Here is a 20,020-nt window from a genome sequence, read left to right on the forward strand (position 1 = left end):
TCTACCCTGCCAGATAGGGAATCTCTTCGGATACTGAACGTCTATTTACACAAAATAAAAACCTTAGAATCAGATCTGTCAGCAAATAAACCGTAAAACTCATAAAACCGTCTTAAGACTCGGTATTACAACAAACTCAAAACAACGAAATAGGCTTATGTTAAAACACAAACTAATGAGGAACCCTGTTGTTATATCAACGGCCATTTTCCTCTTTCTTGCTGCTACGATCGCTGCAATCTATATCCTTTGGCTAGATATAACAGACAAGTTTTACCTATGGATTGCTTTAGGTGCTATAACAATTTTCTATTCGTTGTTTCAGGTAACGTTGTGGCTAAAAAAGAAAAACAACACTAAAGCCCTAAAGCTGGAAACAGAAGAAGAAGCATTAGCCATGGTCATCCGTCCGCTTCTTTCTGGTTCCAATAAAAAGTCAATCTATTTAATGATTGGCAATAAATACGCGGGTCGAACTCAGTTTCTACTTAACTCCAGTGCAATCAAGCCAATGGATCAGACTCGTACTGCAAAGAATGATTTTTTCGAATGGTATGAGTCAGACTCCGCCGTGTATATCAAACCGGATCAACGCCTATTGTTTCAAGAAGTATCAAGTAACGATAGCGCTCTGTGGAACACATTTGTAGATGAGGTCATTAAACACAAGCCTAGAAAGCCATTTTCTGGTTGCTTGTTTTTTATCGATTTTGAATTTCTAATTGTCTCTGAAACCGAACAAATCGATTACACGTTAACCGCGCTTAACCATCGATTAGAATCAGTAAGTGAAAAAACATCTTCAGCGATCCCTTTATATTTAATGATGTCTAAGCTCGACAAGCTAGAAGGATTTAAGGAATACATACACTTTAGTTCTTTAAAGACCTCGGTTGAATTTCTATCAATTCCATTAAAGGAAGCTAAAGGTGTATTTGTTGAGTACTACCATGATAGCTTCCGTAATTTAGTAAAAGTAATGGAGAGCAATGCGTTAGATTCGTCGTCTCACTCTAATGAAGTTAACGAGAAGCAAGCCATATTAGCATTCCCTAAACAATTCGAATTGTGTCAGTCTGAAATTGCTTCTGTGATAGAACGACTTTCAGAACTCAATACTGGGTCTTATTCTCTTGATATCCGTGAAGTGTTTTTTATATCGAATATCCAAGGTGGTAGAAAATACAACCTATTAGCTAAGAGTTGCAGCAACTACTTTAACTTGCCGATCATTGCGTCGGAACATACTCAGTTAACAGAAACGCCCTATTTTACGCGTTTCTTAATGGACTCTCAGATCCTGCCTGAATCTGATTTCGCAGGTGAAAACAAGACTTACCTTAGGATGATCCAGAGGCAGAGCCGTCTAGCCGTTGCAGCTTCCATTATTTTACTAGGTAGTGGTGCTTACCTGTTTTCAACGACTTTAGATGACAACCTGAGAGTGATTAGTCAGCTTATTGGTATAGATGATTCACAATCGTCTTACCCAAAAGGCAATTCTTTTGAAAGTTCTCTTTCAAGTGCGATCCAAACTGTACAACCATCTTATCAAGCATGGCTTAGTGGCTCACAAGCGCTAGATAATGAACTTGTGAATATGAATGTAAGTCGTCTCGATGAAAGTACGAAAATCGCTTATAACGCCCTCATAATGCAAATTAGAAACCACTTAATGCCAGTAATTGAGCAAGGTTATCGTTTGCAACTAACACAAAATCAAGACAACGTTAATAATGCACTGCCTTTACTAAAAGGTTACTTAATGTTGAATGATCCTACAAAACGCGAGATAAAATTTCTACGTCAGCAAACGATGTCAACGCTCCAAAAACTCAGTGATCAACCAGACACGATCACGACAGTGATGAAATATTTGGACGCATATTTCCGCACTGATTTTGAACCTGTATCGATCAACATGAATATGGTGCGTGCGACAAGACGTTCTCTACTCTCTAGTTCAAATGTAGATCTTGTGTACGCCAGCTTGTTACAACAAGCAGGTGACATTGATTTAGGCACTTTGAATTTACAGCGAGCAGTCGGTTTCGACTTTAATAATGTCTTCAACGACAACTTGGATCCTCAACGATTAGAAATCGATAAAGTTTACACATCTACAGGCTTCAGTACGTTTTACCGCCCTCGCGTCGATTTAATGTCGCAACAAGTCATCACCGACAACTGGGTATTGGGTTTGTCAAACCACGTAATCCCAACAGACAAAGAACAAGAGACATTCAAGAAGCAAGTAAGAAAAAAATATACGGATGACTACATCAGTTATTGGCGAAATGCTTTAAGCGAACTAAAAGTAAAGCGTTATAACAATATAGGGGAGATTACTAACGCCATTGATCTGATCTCTGGTCCCTCTTCTCCTATGACAACCGTTCTAAAACAAGTTTATACAAACACTCAGTTTTCCCCGGTTGGACAACAGAATGCATTAATGGCCCAGGTTAACCCTAAACTTGCTGGTGCCGTAAATGCAGCACCAGAACTCGTTGAAGAACTTGTAAAGCCTGACTACTTATTAATGAAAAGAGTTGAACAAGCTTTCCACATCTTGAATCAATTACAAATTAACGAAACCCCTAACTCCCCTACACCATGGGATGAAACGATAACTGCACTGAGCAGAGTTCGTACGTATATGAAAGATATAGCAGACGCACCGGCCCCTCAAATGGCAGCGTTGTCTGCAGCACAACACCGAATGAGTAGTACGGATGCCGATCCTCTGATTCGTTTAAAACAAATTGCACAAAAATCTCCTGAGCCAGTAAGAAGTTGGCTTTTAGACGTAGTTAACCAGAGCTGGTCCGTGATGATTTCTGAATCATCAAAAGGAATACAGACTCTTTGGTATAGTGAGATCTATTCTAAGTTCAAAGAGTTAGGTTTAGGAAGGTACCCTTTTGATCTAAGTGCAACAGAAGAAATTTCGATCGAAGACTTTGAGCTGCTTTTCGCATCGGGAGGCTTGCTTGATGCATTTATCGATAAAAATTTCGCTCCTTTTTATGACACAAACCTATGGACGCCAAAACAAGTAGAAGGTGAAATTATGCCTCTCTCACCAGAACTGCTTGTTCAGTTACGAAATTACAATGTCATCAGAGATACACTAATCAACAAGAGTACAAACCGTTTGTACCTTCCATTTAGTGCGAAGGTACTTGATCTTGATTCTAGTGCGATCAGAGCAAGCTTAAAAATAGCGGACTCAAATATCAACTATTACCATGGTCCCAGCAGAATTCGCGAACTTGAGTGGCCTCCTCAAAATGGAGATTTCAATATCAGTATAACAATTCAAGATGTAACAGACGAAGGTAAACAACATGTACTAAGCAAGAATGGTCAATGGGCTATCTATCGGTTATTTGGTGACTCAACGTTAACAAATACCCATAACGGTAGCTTCGTGAGTGATATAAAAGTATCAGGCAGAGATCTGAGCTTGCGAATCACTCCTTTGACTCAGAAAAACCCGTTTACGTTAGCGGAGCTGTATAACTTCACTCTACCCGAAGCTATATAGTAAAAATACAAATACAAATACAAATACAAATACAATAATAATTCAGAAAAGGCAGAACACATGATGTCCAACATTAGTTTACAAGGCTTAGACAAACTAGATCGTAAAATTCTTTCGAATCTACTCTCCAATGGGCGAGAATCGATTGCTAATCTTTCTCGCAACATCGGCTTGTCGCGAACAGCGGTCGCTGAACGCATCAACAGGCTTGAAAAGACCGGTATTATCAAAGGGTATACGGCACAAATAAGAGTAGAAAATGACGGGAGAAAAGCGGCCAGTTATTTGCTAATTTCTTGTGAAAAAGGTAAGAAAAATGATGTAAGTAATGCATTAAAAGAACTACCTGAAGTCAGACTTACAAGCATTGTTGGGGGGACCTACGACATTATTTCTTTGATTGAAGCTCCTGATCTGCAATCAATACACCATTTATGTAATGAGATAGAGTCTTTCAATGGCATTCGCTCTCTCAATACAACAGTAGTGCTACACCAGCCAATCAGTCGTTAAAAATAAAGCCGCTCTTATGAGCGGCTTTTTTAAATGCCTCCAATTACTCTAATCTTCGCATCTTTCGTACCTGCTTGACCCAACCAAAAAGTTTGCCCCAAACTCGTCCCATCACCTTGACCGAGTTGGTTCTTTGGAACTGAGTCTAAATCAACGGTTAGCTTTAAATCCCAAGACATGGGGTCACGAAGAATAAAACGCATCAACCCCACTAAAGTTTTATGGAAATCTCCTCCATAGGAGAACTTTCGGAACGTCTCGAAATCAATGTTATCAATACAAAGATTAAACTTACCGTTTAGATCTGGGATGCTCTTACCTAAATGTAAATTTGAACCCAAAATACAATTCGTTCTATTTAATTGATTCCTTTGGCATTCGGCAATTTTTACTCTTCGAAAGACCCACTCTTCGATTCGAACACTTGGTAATGAAAAATAGTGCGCAACAATGCCAGAAATAAGTTTCGGAGAGCGTGTCCTGGTAGATAGCTGATTGACGTAAGACAAAATCTTTGCACGATCAAGCCCGATCGTATCGGACTCTTGAATAACATTAGACAACCCTGCTAGGTGCAGCATACGCCCAGAAAAGTCATCTGTTGCATCGCTTTGATACTGAACATGATAACGGTACTTTTTCCAAACACGATAGATTAAACTGGTATATCTATTATGAAAGAAATCAAAGAAGTCTCTAACTGGATTATCATCATCATCTCTACCTACTAATTTTTCTGTATAGTTCGCGGGCAAAGGTGAACTTGAACCGTGTAATCCTAAGAAGTTAGTTTCAATTCTCGAATAGTGCTCACCAGACCTTTCCATATGACTGATGAATTCCATATCACTTTTGGGGAAACAGAGGTTTGGTGAGACACTAAACGCAATTCTCTCTTGATAAAAATATTTGTTTTCACCAACCGCTACAAAATCACTGCCCGGTAATAGTTGGTAGTGCTTCTCTAACAACAAAACTGCTTGAAAAAAGCTAAATTCGTTTATTTTTTCTGATAATTCATCAATCATAAGATTGTTTGCTGTCCAGTTAAACTTGCCCATTGGTAGCTTTCGCCACTGCGTTCATCGTAGACTTCTAACTCTGTAAATGAGTTAACACTTGAATATAAGCGTATGAACTCATTCAATACATTTGCCATCAAAAACATGTCCCCTTCATTGACAAAAAAACTAGAGTTCATCTTAAGCTTAAATTGATTACCACGAACGGATACCCCTCTAAACACTCTATCGATAGGTTTCATTTCTGATGAGATAATGCCGTCAAGCCTGTGCAACGAAGCCCTATGAGCCTGCCTATCCACTCTAGAATGGAAGTCATATGTAGACAGTAAAACCTTGAGTACATCAATATTAGAGAGCGATAGATAATTCAATGACATATTAGCAATCAGTTGCCATTGGAGTTCGCCATTCACTTGCGGGCTAACAGATTGCGTAGGTTTAGTAATATTACTAAACGTGGCGTAAGTTGGAGATTTATGTGTGGTATATATGATGTCTCCTACAGACAATCTTTCAGACAAATCTGCATTACTGCACAATAACTTCATCAAAACCGTTTCGGTTCCTAGGTCTGCAATATCCCCATTGTGGGTATGAAAAGATATATAACGCTCAAGCCCTCTTCCACTCACTCGCTCTGAAACTTTTGACTTGTAGAAATCACGTTTATCTCTTTGATTTATTTGGTGTTCAAAGGACTCAAATTCAATAAGAGATTTTCGTCGCCTTTCATTTTTGCTCCAACTTTCTACTTGGTTTATTGAATAAACTTCGTAGTGTTCCTGGTTGTCACTCTGTGGCCGAACTTTATACTCATTTCGGCGATGTTCAAGCCGAATTGGATCACCATCTTTTTCGAATAGGTTCACAGCTGGCGTGCAATGTAACCTTAAGTGCTTATCTTTCAGGACAACTTCGGCAGGTAATGCTCTCTTAAAATGGAATTTAAGGTTCACGGTACTTCTTTGTGGTATCCCTTTTAGCCAATCGAGACCCGTAATATCAAAAAACATAAATTTGTCTGGTAAAGAAAAATATTCTTGCAACAAACGATAACCTGCAAATGAATTGTCGCTATATGGCAGTATCGCTTCGTCGTCTTGGTACCCAACCGGTTTAACAAATTCAGGTCCAAGTTTACGTTTATACCCACCGCCCACGTCTAACTCGACGTAGTCTAAGTATCTAAATATCCATAAGAAAAGAATTCTAGTTATATGGATCTCACCATGTAAATGAAACCTTAATTTATCTAACCCGATACGAGATAACTCTAGCCCATGTTCAGTCGCAAGTGTCACATCAACAGATGAGCTTGTTCGACTGTTGCTTTGGTCAATGCTTGTGATTTTTAAGGGGAAAAGCTCTACGTCATAGCAGGTTCTGAATAAACATTGCGTACCTTCCACTTGTTCACTAGCCATCTCAGCCCCGCGCTTTACCACTGTTTTTTCAGTGACACTTCCGGAGTGTGGCGTTAGTTCGCTAATGCATAACGAAGGAATCGAGCGCATGTAATGTGGCCACAACAGCGTCATTAACGACTGAGTGAGCTCTGGGAGTTCATCATCAATCTTTTCTCTAATACGGCCAGTAAGAAACGCAAAACCTTCAAGAAGACGTTCTACATCAGGATCGAATGTTCCTTCAGACAAAAAGTTGGTCAGTTTTGGATTGTACTTGGCAAATTCGCTGCCGGATTCTCGTAGATATGTGAGTTCATCTTGAAAGTATTTACTGTTACTCAATGGGCACCTACTAAACGTTAAATTGGCCGTCAGTTCCCATATAGACATCGATAGACATCGGAACTTTTCCACCGTTGTGTAAGACTTCTCCGCATATGCCAAAGCCTAATTGAAGAGGGTTGTTGTGATTTTCTCGGTAATGTACTTCAACACTTCGTAGCCGAGGTTCGAAGCTTTCTATTGTGGAAGTGATGTTCTTTTGGATGTGACGAACTAAATTGGTGTTGTTCGATAGAACATCATTGAAATCAGGTAAGCCATATTCCCGATCGATCATTGAATTACCCGCATGAGTATTAAGCAAATCAGCAAGGTGCAGATGAATGGATTCAATTAAATGCCTATGTGAAACCACTTTTTCATAACAATTTTTCGGCTCACCAAGTTCAATTCGTTCTAATAATCGGTAACCTTTTTCCATATAACACTCTAAGAAAAAAAGCAGCCAGTAAACCTGGCCGCTTATTTATTTCCAAACTTATTATTGGTCTAGCTTACCAACCAAAGATAAGTCAAAGCTCGCGCCCATGTACTTGAAGTGAGGACGAACAGACATCGATACTTTATACCAACCTGGGTCACCCTCAACGTCAGACACTTCGACTTTAGCCGCTCGTAACGGTCGACGACCACGAACTTCTGCTGGCGGGTTCTCTTGGTCAGATACGTATTGACGGATCCATTTATTTAGCTCAACTTCCAAATCGGTACGCTCTTTCCAAGAACCAATTTGCTCACGTTGAAGTACTTTAATGTAATGAGCTAAGCGGTTAATAATGAACATGTAAGGTAGCTGAGTACCCAACTTGTAGTTCATCTCAGCTTGCTTGCCTTCAGGTGTATTCGCAAACACTTTTGGTTTTTGAACTGAGTTTGCCGAGAAGAACGCTGCGTTATCAGAACCTTTACGCATTGTTAAAGCCATAAAGCCTTCTTCTGCAAGTTCATACTCACGGCGGTCAGAAACCAGAATTTCGGTTGGGATCTTAGTTTCGATCTGACCCATCGCTTCAAAGTTATAAACCGGTAAATCGGTTACCGCACCACCACTTTGCGGGCCAATAATGTTTGGACACCAGCGATATTTTGCAAACGACTCACTGATCTTTGAAGCCATAGCATAAGCTGAGTTACCCCAAAGGTAATTGTCATGGCTGTCCGTAACCATTTCATCGTAGTCAAACGCCTTAATTGGGTTGTCTTCAACTGAGTATGGCGTACGCAGCATAAAACGTGATGTACACAGCCCAACATAACGTGCGTCTTCGTGCTCACGGAATCCGCGCCACTTAGTATACTGAGGACCTTCAAATACCGACTTTAAGTCTTTTAAGTTTGGTAATTCTTCATAAGAATCTAAACCAAAGAATTGAGAAGATGCAGAAGTAATAAATGGTGCATGAGACATAGCACCTACATTACCCATATATTCCATTAGTTTAATATCAGGCGAAGACGCAGATAGTTGGTAATCACAAATAACGGCACCTACAGGCTTACCACCAAATTGACCGTATTCACGAGTATAAATCTGCTTATATAAACCTGATTTCACTACTTCAGGAGCATCTTCAAAATCATCCAGAACTTCGTCTTTCTTAGCCGAAATAAGTTCGATTTGAATGTTTTCACGGAAGTCCGTGTGATCAACAAGATATTTAAGACCACGCCATGTTGATTCAATCGCTTGAACTTCTTCGTTGTGAAGAATTGCATCAACCTGTTTAGACAACTTTTGATCAATCTCAGAGATCATCAAATCAACTAAAGACTGGTCTACTTTTTCTACTGTTGAGCTGCTTAATAACTCACCAATGAATGCTTCAACGCCACGCTTTGCAACGTCAAAACCCTCATCACTAGGTTTAATGCGAGTCTCATTTAAAATGCTATCCAGAAGAGAGCCTGACTCAACTAGAGCTGCTTCTTGTTCTGGTGCTTGTGCTTCTGCCGACATGATCTTCCTTACTCTGCTTTTTCGCCTTGGTCTGCACCAATGCTTAGTTCATCCAAAAGTTTCTTTCTTGCTTCTTCATCTTGAAGAACTGCTGCAATCTTCTTACGGAAAGCAGGTACATTCCCTAGAGGGCCTTTCAATGCAACCAAGGCTTCACGAAGTTCTAGTAAACCATTCAGCTCAGGAACGCTCTTCGCAATCGACTCTGGAGTAAAGTCCTTCATATTTTTGAATGTAATATCAACGCCAATTTGCGCACCTTCTTCATCAGAAAGACGGTTTTCAACATTTGCTTTTATATTCGGTGCGTAACCTTCTAATACTTCGTTAAAGTTATCTTTATCGATATTAATCGGATTACGCTCTTCGATCGGAGTTTCATCTGCACGAGCAGTGAAGTCACCGACAACCATCATACTTAGGGGCAGTTCAACATCATCAGACGCATCGCCTGTTGCTGGAACATAACGTATATTAATTCGCTCTTTCGGAGCCACCGAGCCATCACGTGACATAATTAGTCCTTTCTAGTTTATTGCTGGTCATAAATTGTTTCCCATTCGCTATATCTCACAGGTAAAAAATCCTTAGTTCGATATAGTTCCTTTAGAGTTTTTTGAATTAGATTTTCTAAAGAAAAAAACAAATGGGGTTCCCAAATTGATAGATTTAGTTCCTTAGCCACCGCCCAACTTTGTTCCAAGTAAGGCAAGCACAAAGGGTATAAACCAACACTTTGGTAGGCTTTCACTAACTTTAAGTGCAACATGAATTGTCCACGACCGGAGTTATCCAACTCGAGTTTGTTTGACAGTTCAGCCACATATTTACCCAAGTCACCTAGGGCAATATCCTCCATCTCAGATAGATCATCTTCAGCTACAACAATAGTTTGAATTATTGACGACTTACCCGAAGGACAAGCGTTACCTGTAGACAACCAAGTAATCGTTGCTTCATCCGCAAATGGAATAGAATTTTTGAAAGAGAGGTTCTCAATTCCCTCAAAAGAATCGACAAATCTCTTTGTTTCTTGCTTTACAGCCAACGCAGCTTCGTCATACCCAAGATTGTCTAACATTGAATAAACGAAATAATGCCCAGTCAGCCAAAATGGCGCATCAGTAAGTGTTCGCTCTAAACGCTTGATCGTATCGATATCACTTTCTTGATTTGCTTTATCTCGATATTCCGCCTGCTGGTCTGATGACACAGCGAGGCTAAGAGGCGTTAGATTGTCTTTGTGATCAGGTAAACCATCAACGTCGGCCCATGTCAGGTGACGGTAAATCCGATATCCTAAAGGTTCAGTCGGATTTGAATGCACCATGATCTCAGACACTTTTTTTAACGTACGCTTTGATGCAGCCGGAGATGAAAAATCTGTGTCAACGTCTACAGTGCTGTGCTCTCGAGGTTTACTTCGTTTCTGATTAGGCGTGGTGTGCGTCTTCGGACTGTCAGCTTCGTGGCTTTGTGGAACGATCGCTTTCTCGGACAGTGCAACAACATCAATGAGCGGTTCGGAATCAGCCAAACTGTGTTCAACCAACGTTTCTTCATTTAAAGATGCGTTCTGCATTAGTTGATTCAAATGACTTTTTAATTCGAAAAAGTCTACATCAGAGTCTTGAAATATCTCGTCAAACTGACGCTGGATACCTTCAGTTAGTGTGATACATCGAGATAGAACTTCCCAGTCAAGGGATTCTGCAGACAATTTAGTCGCGACGAGTTTGAATTGATGATTGAGCCACTCAACAGCCCCATCTCTACCTCTTTTACGTTTAGGGTATAACTCATGACCAAAACGACTGATTGAGTCATTGAGCAAAGATAATCCTTCCTCAAGCCCTATCTCGCCTTTGTCCTCTACCAAAGAACGGATCAGATAACAAAGCGCTTTAAGATCCTTACTATGCTGACTTAGCACTTCAATCGAATGGACTTTTACTATATGCCAGTCAACAGTCTCACCAAATAATGAACCAAATTTTTTCACTTCGGCTTCCATCATTTCATAGCAAAACTCGTACCTAGCATCCTCACCAGTTGGTGAGTGTTCAGATATTGGTGCTAATAGCGTTTCAGTATCGATCAGACTCAAGTTAACCTCTGCTTTCAGAATTGTAATTTCTAATTGCTCGCTCGATTGCTATAGCACCTCGCGCTGGTTTAGATAGTTGATGACTTTTGTCTATAGAATCACTTGCCATACTATTAAGAATTTCCGTTATTTCGCTGAATTTCTTAGGGGCATTAGTCTCTAGATCAGCTAACGAGTCGTGAAGTTTCTGTCGGCCAAATACTGATTGTTCAGTTACAGTACTGAACAAGATAAATTCGCTTCTTGCTACTTTTAGAGCTCTTACTTTAGCTTTCAATTTTGGCGTGTTACCAAAAAATGATTGCGCAGCTTCTGCCTCAAGAATTGCTTTGGTGTAATAATGCTGCTTTGCATTTTTCTCTATCGAGGCATCTATTCCGCTGAGCACTTTTCGCGGTAATACATGACTATAAAAGTAGGCTCTTGACTGGTTTACTTTCCAAGCAGTTTCAATATCACTGTCTGCAACATCTGATTTCCCATCTAAGATGAGTTCGACTAAACGCTGTTCTTGATTCCCACCAAAGGCGGCAATATTTTGTGAATTGATGGTCGCCTTATTCAGACTTGCCATCGTTTCCGTCAGCGCTTTATCTGCATAAGGAAATAGAGAGCCGTCACTGTTCAGTTTTTCTCGCAAAACAACGAGATCATGCCGGATCGACATCAGAGTTTTAGGAAGTAGATCGACCGCCCCTTCATATTCATTCAAGTCCGATTCATAGTTTTTATACAACTTAGCTAATTTGCTCTGTTGGACTTCATAAGCTTCTCGGTAAGGAGCTGTCGAGACGACATCTTTTTCCATATCTTGTAACGCGAATTCAATATCCCATGGAGACTGCGCTAAAAAAGACGCGGTTTGTGCAGGTTTAATAGTGCTCACAAGGCTACTTGAACTGCTGGTAGATTTAACAATCGATTTCCATTCAGGCTGACCTTGGTTATATAAATATGTGCCAGTGATAATTACGACACACAGAACCAAACTCGCTTCTAAGTATCGGAGTCGACCACTTTGAATTCTGTCAATAGTTCGATGTTTGGTTAGAACGAGATCAGCATTCCGTAAACTACTAAATAAGGGAGCACTTACATCAGCACCAAATTTTTGGGTATCGATCTTAGCTAGTTGCTGCGCAAACGAAGTCGCTGTATACCTGTGCTGTCGAGGGTTGTTGACAACATCTTTAATTAACTTCCATACATGGTTAGGGATTAAACCTGGTCGTTTTTTTGCTTGTAATTGAGTTGTCCAAGCATCACCAAATGCAGCACCAAGAAATAGATGCCCAGTTAATAACGCCAATGAATAGACGTCATCTTGAGGTTGAGCCACGCCAGACTTTATAAATGCAGGAGACGCATAGCTCATGCTTGCTTCTGCGTAAGTATTAGATTCACCAACATAACGAGCAGCACCAAAGTCGATCAACTTTACATAATCGGACTCTGTAACAATAATGTTTGAAGGTTTAATATCTAAATGGCAGACACCTCTCGTGTGCATAAACTCAAGCGCACCAGATAATTGATATATCAGCCACGCAATATGATCATGCCTAAAACCTTTAGGAGTATGACGAGCCATTTTTTCAGCCAAAGATTCGCCCTGAATCCACTGATACATAAAGTATGGTCGATCGAACTCTTTGCCTATTTTAATGAAATCAGCAACACTCGGATGTTGAGACATCTCAAGACGACTGGCTTCATTAATGATTAATTCATTCGCAAGTTCAGATGAACCTTCATTTAAAACCTTACAGCAAACCTGTTTTTCAGGGTTCCCTTTCTTGGCCAGGTGATAAACAGTCGTTTTGCCATTTTTTGAAGGTAATGTATCTAAGACGTCAAATTGGGAGAAAATCACATACTCTAGCTTGGGCTTATTTTTATTAGCCATATTCTGAGCTTGCTGATTTTTCTTTTCGATCGCTTTCACAACCAACTTATCTAGATAACCTTTGGCTGTCCCTTGCTTTTCTGGCACGCTAAACTCTTTATCAAACGAAATAAATTAATGCTGGATAATAATTACTGTCCAATACCCTTTTCAATAGCAGTATTTAAAACGCCCGGTAAGACTATTACTTTAGTTATTATTACTAAATAACGCCGTGTAATAACAAACTCATTGACTAACAACTTTTCACTCGAAATATAGATAAATTTCCGTTTCAATAATGGTTAAAATTCCCATCGTGACATAAATCACATTATTAACGTTTAGTATGATAAATAGTTGGGAGTGCAGCTAGTCAACTCAATCGTATTTAGAAGCCTTTAAATAGACTGGAGATAACCTAAAATCCTGCAGTTAAGATGAAAGCCATACAATTAGAAACTATCCAATATGAATGAGTTTTAAGTTAGTTGTTAAAATGCCTAACACAATGATGTAGCTAAGCCACTTGCCAAACACCTCAAGTTAAAAGTAACGCTCGCAAATTTCAGCTCAATTGATAAAAGTGCAAATTGGCAATACATAACAGAACATTGCAGCTCTCTCTAGAGCATCAAACTTAAACTAATTCTCATAAACAATAGTTACACAAAAACGTTGACCCCGAACTAACTTGGACCAAATCCAATATGTTTCATTCGGACCAATTGAAGGAGCGCCCTTTCTCCCTGAATATCAAACATTAACAGGGTCACCTGTTTACTGTTAGGTGCGTCACGGATCGCGCTAGCCAATAATGCCAATGCGGAACAACGACCTAATGTCCCCCATAAATCATTGATCAAAGTCGGCTGTTGAGGGTTTTCGAAATATTCCGCGCGCGCACCTAACGCGAAGCCATAATCTTCAGTGTGAGATCTGAGATTAGTCATGTCAGTGAATACAGGTCCAAAATTTTTGATCTTACGGCTCGCATTTCTCACTAACTTCATCATTGTTCTACGAGTTGTGTTTGCGGCTTCTAAGTCAAAGTAACCTAATTGCGCCAAGGGCTTAAGTTTTAACGTTTTAACCAAATTGTTTCGACACAAAATGACTCCAGCCCCGCCCTCACTCGGTATTATGCCCCATGGATTAGTTGAACTCATGACATCTCCAGCTTCGATTAAGTCACTGAGATCATCAACAAGTGAATCTACTGAGATACTCATTATTGCATCGAATTGGTTCAACTTAGCCAATGATGTGGTCAAGTATGATGGTCCACTTTGTTGAACCACTTCATAACGTGATATTGAATCACAATGCTTACATTCACTTAACCACTGACTCATCTCCACAGCAGAAATAGAGCCCGGTACATTGACGAGTAACGGAATAGGCTTTAATGATGTAGGTAACTGCTTTAAAAGAGAGTCGATCAAGCTCTCAATAAGCACCGAACACTTGTCAAACAATGATGTACTGGAAATGTATTCAATACTAGCGTACGTGAATCTTTCTATCCCATCACCGGCCACTTGCTGATCGAACCTTCCCAAATCCGCTTTGGCAACTGTTGTGGCAATATCAAGATTCATGCCCGTTGGTGTCATGGCTTCCATACCAATAACGAATCGTGCTGAATTGTTATTCATTATCCGACAACTCCTGTTTTTTATGGATCTTCGTTGACACTAAAAGATGCTCCTCGCTTTGACATGGAAAGGCAGCGCTGTAACTGATTGAAAGTATGCGAGCCTCTGTATCAATGAAAACCGTAGAAATAGGCATATCTACTTGATAGTTGGCATTTTTAAATTGAGCTTCTGCTACATACATCTCTTTGGGGAAACGGAAAGAGAGTGCATCATTATGGCAAAAGCCACTCATCATCAATCGTTCACCGCCAGATATGAAGCCTTTGCATTGTTGGTCTAGTGGCGCACTCTGATAAAAACGCTGGTCAAAGTCTACGGGATAAAGAGGTTTCCTATTCTCTAGCCAATCATCATCAAAAGTGCCAGCATATTGCTGACGAGCCCCAAAAAATGGGGCTAACGGGCCAAATCCAGCAACCCGTGTATTCTTGGGTGTCGCACTCCAATCTTCCGTAGGATAAAAAACCGAAGGAACCTTCTGTTTCAATAGTTCCCCTTTAGTATCAGCAATACCTCCGCCGAGCCGGTTTCTTAAATCGCCTCCGATAGCACAGGAGAAGTCGATCTCTTTTTCCACAAATGGGAGTGGTTTACTTAGCGTTACGCTACCTCCGTGCTCAATCCATTGCCTATCACCAAGTACCGATATGGTTTTGTCGATATGGCCATCAATCAAAAGCCGACACTCATGGTACGTAACTGCCTTTTTCGCGTAGCTTCGGGCCTTACCGAAAATCAGTACATCTGTGTTGGTTTTAACAACTGAGAACTCTTGGTCAGCTTTCATCGCGGAAAGCCCTGCTTCACCCAGGTAGACAGGATCGTCATAGATCTCTGCCTCTTCTTGCTCCTTCCAAACAGAACCTACGAGTTGCCATGAACGTTTTCCAACGACAATCCACACCTCATTGCCATTATGATCCCGTTGAAAACGGCCTTTGATTGAAAGTTCTGGATGGTTCTCAATATCCCACAACTGCATTATTATTCCTTAGATTAAACCTTTCTGAGGCTGTTGAATTCTGGGTTAGTCGCGTGATATTCCACTCTTGTTGATGAACTGGCATAGCCATATCCCAAGGGATGTATGAGCGAGTATGGAGGCAAACCTGACGCCAAATCCAAACCCTAAAAGCAGCACTGACTTGAGTATCGAACATGGCTTGGATACTGGTTTCTAGAGTCAAAGTTTGTCCCAATCGACCCGGTGACGCTTGTCTGTAGGCGCCAATTTCGACCCATTCTTTTAGCTTTTCGAGTATTTCGTGCCACTCAAAGTCTATCCCCAAATTTTTTGGTGTCACTGGTAAACGTTTCCCATAGACAATGTAAAGCGCTTGGATCCAATCCTCACCTTCGAACTCGTCAAGGCTTGATACTAATTCAACTATTTTCGGAACATGTTCATTCAGACCGTGTAATACAAAATCGAACGGAGCCTGTACACTACTCAGATTAAAGCTCTCAAACTCTTTGAGCTCCAAAAGTTTGGCAAAAGTGACCACTTCGGGATCAGATACACTATCGATTGAGGTACCAAATTCCTGACGAAACCATGTCCCTCTATCCTCTTTCGTAAGTAATCGCTCAAACAGGTTCTGACTGCCATTTGAGTTTTCAGCTAACCAGACAACGCTTTCTGCATCGTTTTGTAACGATAAAAATAAATGTGTTTTATGCTCAGAAAACCGCTTGTCTTTAAGCCAACGTTTTAGCAGACCAACTGTGACAGTTTGGCGTAACTGTAGGCACTCCAAGTAAAGCACGGGCAGTTTACAACCACCTTCAACCATTTCGATTACCACAGAGTCGATACCTGATAATGATGACTGAACAACTAGCAATTTTGCGGTTTGGTAATCCAAATCATCAAGTATCGATAAACCACAAAGTAGGTTTTCTTGCTCTTGTCCAATCTCAGAATTCAACATGAGCCAAGCATAAATGGTTGGTTCGCTCTGCTTTAATTGATGAATCAATCCCGGAGCCAATCGATAGAAAGACAAATAAACATTTTTTAGGTCTTCAATCTGACGCTCAGCCAGCGCTAAATACTCCAGTTTAACGCTTGGGTATCCCCTTTTATGTACTTGTAAGCGTTGCTTTAACAAGAAACCAAGTGTCTCCGAAGCCAGTGACAGCTTTTCATTACACATATCCAGCCATTTGATAGGAAGCTCGTCCAATAAAGTGAGCGTACTTTCCGCATTAGTGATGGCGAGTTCCAAGTCTTCATTAGTAATCGGCTGGTTTAGTTGATCTATACCTATTTTTTGACGCATCCGTGAATCCAATCTAGTAACACGATCAATTGATCGCTATGGTGCCGCCTTGAATTTTTTGAGCCTTCTCAGCTTGAGAAGTCACATATTTGGCTTTGGTGGTAATTCGACCATCACGGCCGCTGTAACGAGTCTCTGTTTCGCCACTTCTCACAATTAACTCTTGTTCCGTTTCAATAACCATTTTCTTGGCTCTCAGTACAAACTCATCCGAGTCATCAACAATGGAGAAAAAGATATCTGTGACTAAAGGAAGGTTAAAGTCGTTATTAAGAAACTCGATACGACATGAAAGGTTGTTATCAATAGCAAGTTGCAACTCAGCTAATTTAAACCCTCTCCCCAACCTCGCATTAATTGGCTGCTGCAACGGGTTTCCTTCGAAATCGACGCGAACACCACTCTTAGTTTCGTTAATCGATACAATTGTTCCAAAACGCGAAAAGCAAGCCGTTGATTCGGCTTGCTGTTCGGTGATGGTTTGTATAATTGGGGTTTGTTTTTCCATCATTAATTGATCGCCACGTTTCCACCTTTGATTACAACTTTATCGCTTCCTTCGATGGTTATTGAGGAACCTGATAACTTGATAGAACCGTCACTATTCATCACTAATGAAGACCCACCCGTCTTCAGTACTATCTTGTCACCGCTTATGACCTGCGTCGCGCCATCGGCTTTGTATGAAGTGTTTCCTTTAACAGAGACCGTTAAGTTGCCACCAACCGTCTGGTTATCATCGGCCCCTATATCAGAACTTTTTGATGCACCTACCGTTAAATTACTGTTTTCACCAACATCCAAATCATCATTCTTACCAATCTTGGTAATTTGATTGTCTCCAATTTCTAAGTCAGAGTTGTTCTTAACATATTGAGTTTCATTAGCGTTGTAAGTAACGGATACATCTTGTTCGACAGTTTCAGTAAACGTGCTGTTAACTTGGGTGGCCTTGTGTCCGTCAATGGTCTCTTTGTGATCACCGTGAACATCATTTGTCTGATGGCGTGCAACCTTTAAAAACTCATCTTGGCCTATGTCGCGGTAGCGGTTATTCAAAACCTTAGTCGACATGTCCTTTTGCGCATGAATGTAGACTTCTTCTTGGTTAGCTTCGTCTTCAAAGCTCAACTCGTTATAGCCTGTCCCTTTATGCGTTTGAGTTCTGAAAGTTGTACGCGTTTTGTTCTCTGGTAACGAATAAGGAGGATAATGAAGTCCGTTATAAACTGCACCAGTAACTAAAGGCCTATCAGGGTCTCCCTCTAGGAAGGTAACAACCACCTCATGACCGATGCGAGGTAGGTATACCGCCCCCCAAGTCGGTGCCGCCATTGATTGGCTAACTCGAATCCAACAACTCGAATGCTCATCGCTCTCGCCATAACGGTCCCAATGGAACTGGACTTTGATTCGCCCAAGCTTATCGGTATAGATCTCTTCACCTGCAGGCCCCACGACAACCGCTGTTTGCGTACCTTCAACCAAAGGAGCTTCAAGTTTTGGAGCTCTAAACTCAACATGTCTAGGAATACACGCGAACTGATTATGATATGTAGTTGGCAGACCATTAGTTTCGTCTTCATGCACCTGAGGGTCATGACCACTATGCATCACCGACAGCATGAGGTAATCGCGGTTAATTGCCGAACGTGGATGCTCACTGATACTAAAACTGTATCCAGACGCCAGTCTCATGACATTACTGGTCGCCTCTACTTGCTGATTATCTACAACGTGCTCTGACATCCATTCATTTGATCTTACTTGCCCCATTGCTGGGTCAACGTAACGTCCTGGAAAATCGAATAATTTCAAATCTAAATCGAGTTCGCCGGAGCTGCTCATTTCCTGAGGGATCTTCGGAAACTCGTAGTTATAGTCAGTGTAAGTAACGTGGCCGGTTTTCACTCGATTCACAAGTTCAAGATCAGAGATATGCTCGCGGTCTGCAACACCGCCACCATCCGCATGATAAACAATAGGGCCTAAATAAGATCCGTTTAGTGGCGTGCTCAATAACTCAGCGATTGCATCATTACTGTCGACAATAACCATTGTGTGGTTAGCTTCTGTATGTTCGAAGTAGTACCACATGCCGTGTTCTGCCAGAATTCTCTGAACAAATTCAAGGTCAGTCTCTCGATATTGCAACACGTATTCTTTTGAAGGGTATACACCAGATAGTTCTAATCGATAATCGGTCACTAACGCATCATCTAAAACTTCAGAAATGATCGCTGACGCTGATTTTTGTTGAAAAATACGGCAGTCTTGTCTTTGGCTCAAAAACCAAGCTTGTGGAACAAGAGTCAATTGGTAACGAGAGAATCTCCTGCCCGATCCAAGGTAACGCACCTCATTAACCACGCCGTGAAAGCATCTCGCAGTACTGACACCTTGGCCGTATAGAGTCAAACTACCTGGTTTACGGATGAGTGCGTCAAATGAGATATCAGGATCAAGTGAAAGTAATGATAGGCTGATTTGAAAAGGCTTTGAAAGCTCTTCGATTACCTGAAAGCTCTCCACACGAAAATCATGCGAGGAGCCTTGCAGTTCAAACTTAAATTCTACGTCATTCACCATATCTTTTACCTGATACTAATAATAGAAATAGGGCCAACAGTAGTTGTTGACCCTTTGTTTTTCACGAAAAGCGATTAAGCTTCGCGTGGAGCACGCCAGTCATCATTACCAGCAGTACCACAGTTTTCGTGAGTAACTTCGATTGCACGGTAAGTCAGCTTAAGTACTTCTTCAGTTACACGATCTGAAGTTGCAGCGTCTTGACAGTGATTCATACGAGTTTGAATATCTACTAGTAGTGCATCAATTAACTTGATTGAGTAGTAGTGCTCTTGCTTACCTTGTACTGAAGTACGGTAAAAACGGATTACACACTCAGGAAGCTTTTCGCCAGACACTAATGCGTTGAATAACAGAGGTGAACAACGGTCTTGTACTTTAGTTACTACTACCGGACGGTGAACACGTTGACCTGTTGGCTGACCACTTTGTGGGTCACGTGGAACTGTTAGTACGTGATCAAGTTCTTGAACTAGGAACTCATCAACGTGAGCTTCTTGCCAAGTGTTACCTACAGAATCTGCAGAGTAAGTATCTTTAGTAATGTGACCTTGAGTTTCACCATTGATAGACATATATGCTGGAGTTGGCATCGATATTTCCTTTTTAAAATTTATAATTCATTAATTCACCAAATCGCTTATCACCGCGACTGATTAAGCTAATACAAACATCATGCCAACTTTATAAAACCAATAAATAC

15 protein-coding genes are annotated in these 20,020 nt (G+C 40.8%); 2 read left to right on the forward strand and 13 right to left on the reverse strand.

Annotated features, from left to right (window positions below):
• The first annotated feature begins 157 nt into the window (after positions 1-157).
• Positions 158-3,550: a type VI secretion system membrane subunit TssM gene (gene tssM, locus AB4623_RS20415; RefSeq protein ID WP_372147295.1), complete on the forward strand. Its 3,393-nt coding sequence runs from the start codon at positions 158-160 to the stop codon at positions 3,548-3,550.
• Between the two features lie 60 nt (positions 3,551-3,610).
• Positions 3,611-4,063, forward strand: coding sequence for an Lrp/AsnC family transcriptional regulator (locus AB4623_RS20420; protein WP_017062578.1), 453 nt, complete (start codon positions 3,611-3,613; stop codon positions 4,061-4,063).
• A 29-nt stretch (positions 4,064-4,092) separates the two neighbouring features.
• Here the strand turns inward: AB4623_RS20420 and tssG are convergent, their stop codons facing one another.
• From tssG to AB4623_RS20485, 13 genes are all read right to left on the reverse strand, one after another.
• Complete coding sequence (gene tssG, locus AB4623_RS20425; RefSeq protein ID WP_029235222.1) at positions 4,093-5,091, reverse strand: type VI secretion system baseplate subunit TssG; 999 nt, start codon at positions 5,089-5,091, stop codon at positions 4,093-4,095.
• Positions 5,088-6,836 (reverse strand): type VI secretion system baseplate subunit TssF, encoded by a 1,749-nt coding sequence (tssF, locus tag AB4623_RS20430; RefSeq protein ID WP_372147296.1) that lies wholly within the window; start codon positions 6,834-6,836, stop codon positions 5,088-5,090. The genes tssG and tssF overlap by 4 nt, the downstream gene beginning before the upstream one ends.
• A 10-nt stretch (positions 6,837-6,846) precedes the next feature.
• Positions 6,847-7,257 carry a type VI secretion system baseplate subunit TssE gene (tssE, locus tag AB4623_RS20435; protein WP_017064522.1) on the reverse strand — a complete coding sequence of 137 codons (411 nt, stop codon included), beginning with the start codon at positions 7,255-7,257 and terminating at the stop codon, positions 6,847-6,849.
• Between the two features lie 60 nt (positions 7,258-7,317).
• On the reverse strand, positions 7,318-8,793 hold the full coding sequence (gene tssC / locus AB4623_RS20440) for a type VI secretion system contractile sheath large subunit (RefSeq protein WP_017067544.1): 1,476 nt from the start codon (positions 8,791-8,793) through the stop codon (positions 7,318-7,320).
• 8 nt (positions 8,794-8,801) lie between these two features.
• Positions 8,802-9,308, reverse strand: coding sequence for a type VI secretion system contractile sheath small subunit (gene tssB / locus AB4623_RS20445; protein ID WP_017064520.1), 507 nt, complete (start codon positions 9,306-9,308; stop codon positions 8,802-8,804).
• Positions 9,309-9,325: 17 nt separating this feature from the next.
• Positions 9,326-10,900, reverse strand: coding sequence for a type VI secretion system protein TssA (gene tssA, locus AB4623_RS20450; RefSeq protein WP_029235906.1), 1,575 nt, complete (start codon positions 10,898-10,900; stop codon positions 9,326-9,328).
• A 1-nt stretch (position 10,901) separates the two neighbouring features.
• Positions 10,902-12,893, reverse strand: a complete 1,992-nt coding sequence (locus AB4623_RS20455) for a protein kinase domain-containing protein (RefSeq protein WP_102333582.1) — start codon at positions 12,891-12,893, stop codon at positions 10,902-10,904.
• Between the two features lie 581 nt (positions 12,894-13,474).
• Entirely contained in the window at positions 13,475-14,443 is a 969-nt protein-coding gene (locus AB4623_RS20460) for a hypothetical protein (RefSeq protein ID WP_372101376.1), read from the reverse strand.
• Complete coding sequence (locus tag AB4623_RS20465; protein WP_372101377.1) at positions 14,436-15,428, reverse strand: DUF2169 domain-containing protein; 993 nt, start codon at positions 15,426-15,428, stop codon at positions 14,436-14,438. The genes AB4623_RS20460 and AB4623_RS20465 overlap by 8 nt, the downstream gene beginning before the upstream one ends.
• Positions 15,409-16,728 (reverse strand): hypothetical protein, encoded by a 1,320-nt coding sequence (locus AB4623_RS20470; RefSeq protein WP_372101379.1) that lies wholly within the window; start codon positions 16,726-16,728, stop codon positions 15,409-15,411. The genes AB4623_RS20465 and AB4623_RS20470 overlap by 20 nt, the downstream gene beginning before the upstream one ends.
• Positions 16,729-16,753: 25 nt before the next feature.
• Entirely contained in the window at positions 16,754-17,239 is a 486-nt protein-coding gene (locus AB4623_RS20475; RefSeq protein ID WP_102333578.1) for a hypothetical protein, read from the reverse strand.
• A complete protein-coding gene (gene tssI, locus AB4623_RS20480) occupies positions 17,239-19,317 on the reverse strand; it encodes a type VI secretion system tip protein TssI/VgrG (RefSeq protein ID WP_372147297.1) in 2,079 nt (692 codons plus the stop codon). The genes AB4623_RS20475 and tssI overlap by 1 nt, the downstream gene beginning before the upstream one ends.
• 74 nt (positions 19,318-19,391) lie before the next feature.
• Entirely contained in the window at positions 19,392-19,910 is a 519-nt protein-coding gene (locus AB4623_RS20485) for an Hcp family type VI secretion system effector (RefSeq protein WP_012600867.1), read from the reverse strand.
• Positions 19,911-20,020 lie beyond the last annotated feature (110 nt).

Origin of the sequence: Vibrio sp. 10N.222.52.C12, assembly GCF_041474215.1 — a bacterium.
Classification (GTDB): Bacteria; Pseudomonadota; Gammaproteobacteria; order Enterobacterales; family Vibrionaceae; genus Vibrio; species Vibrio crassostreae_C.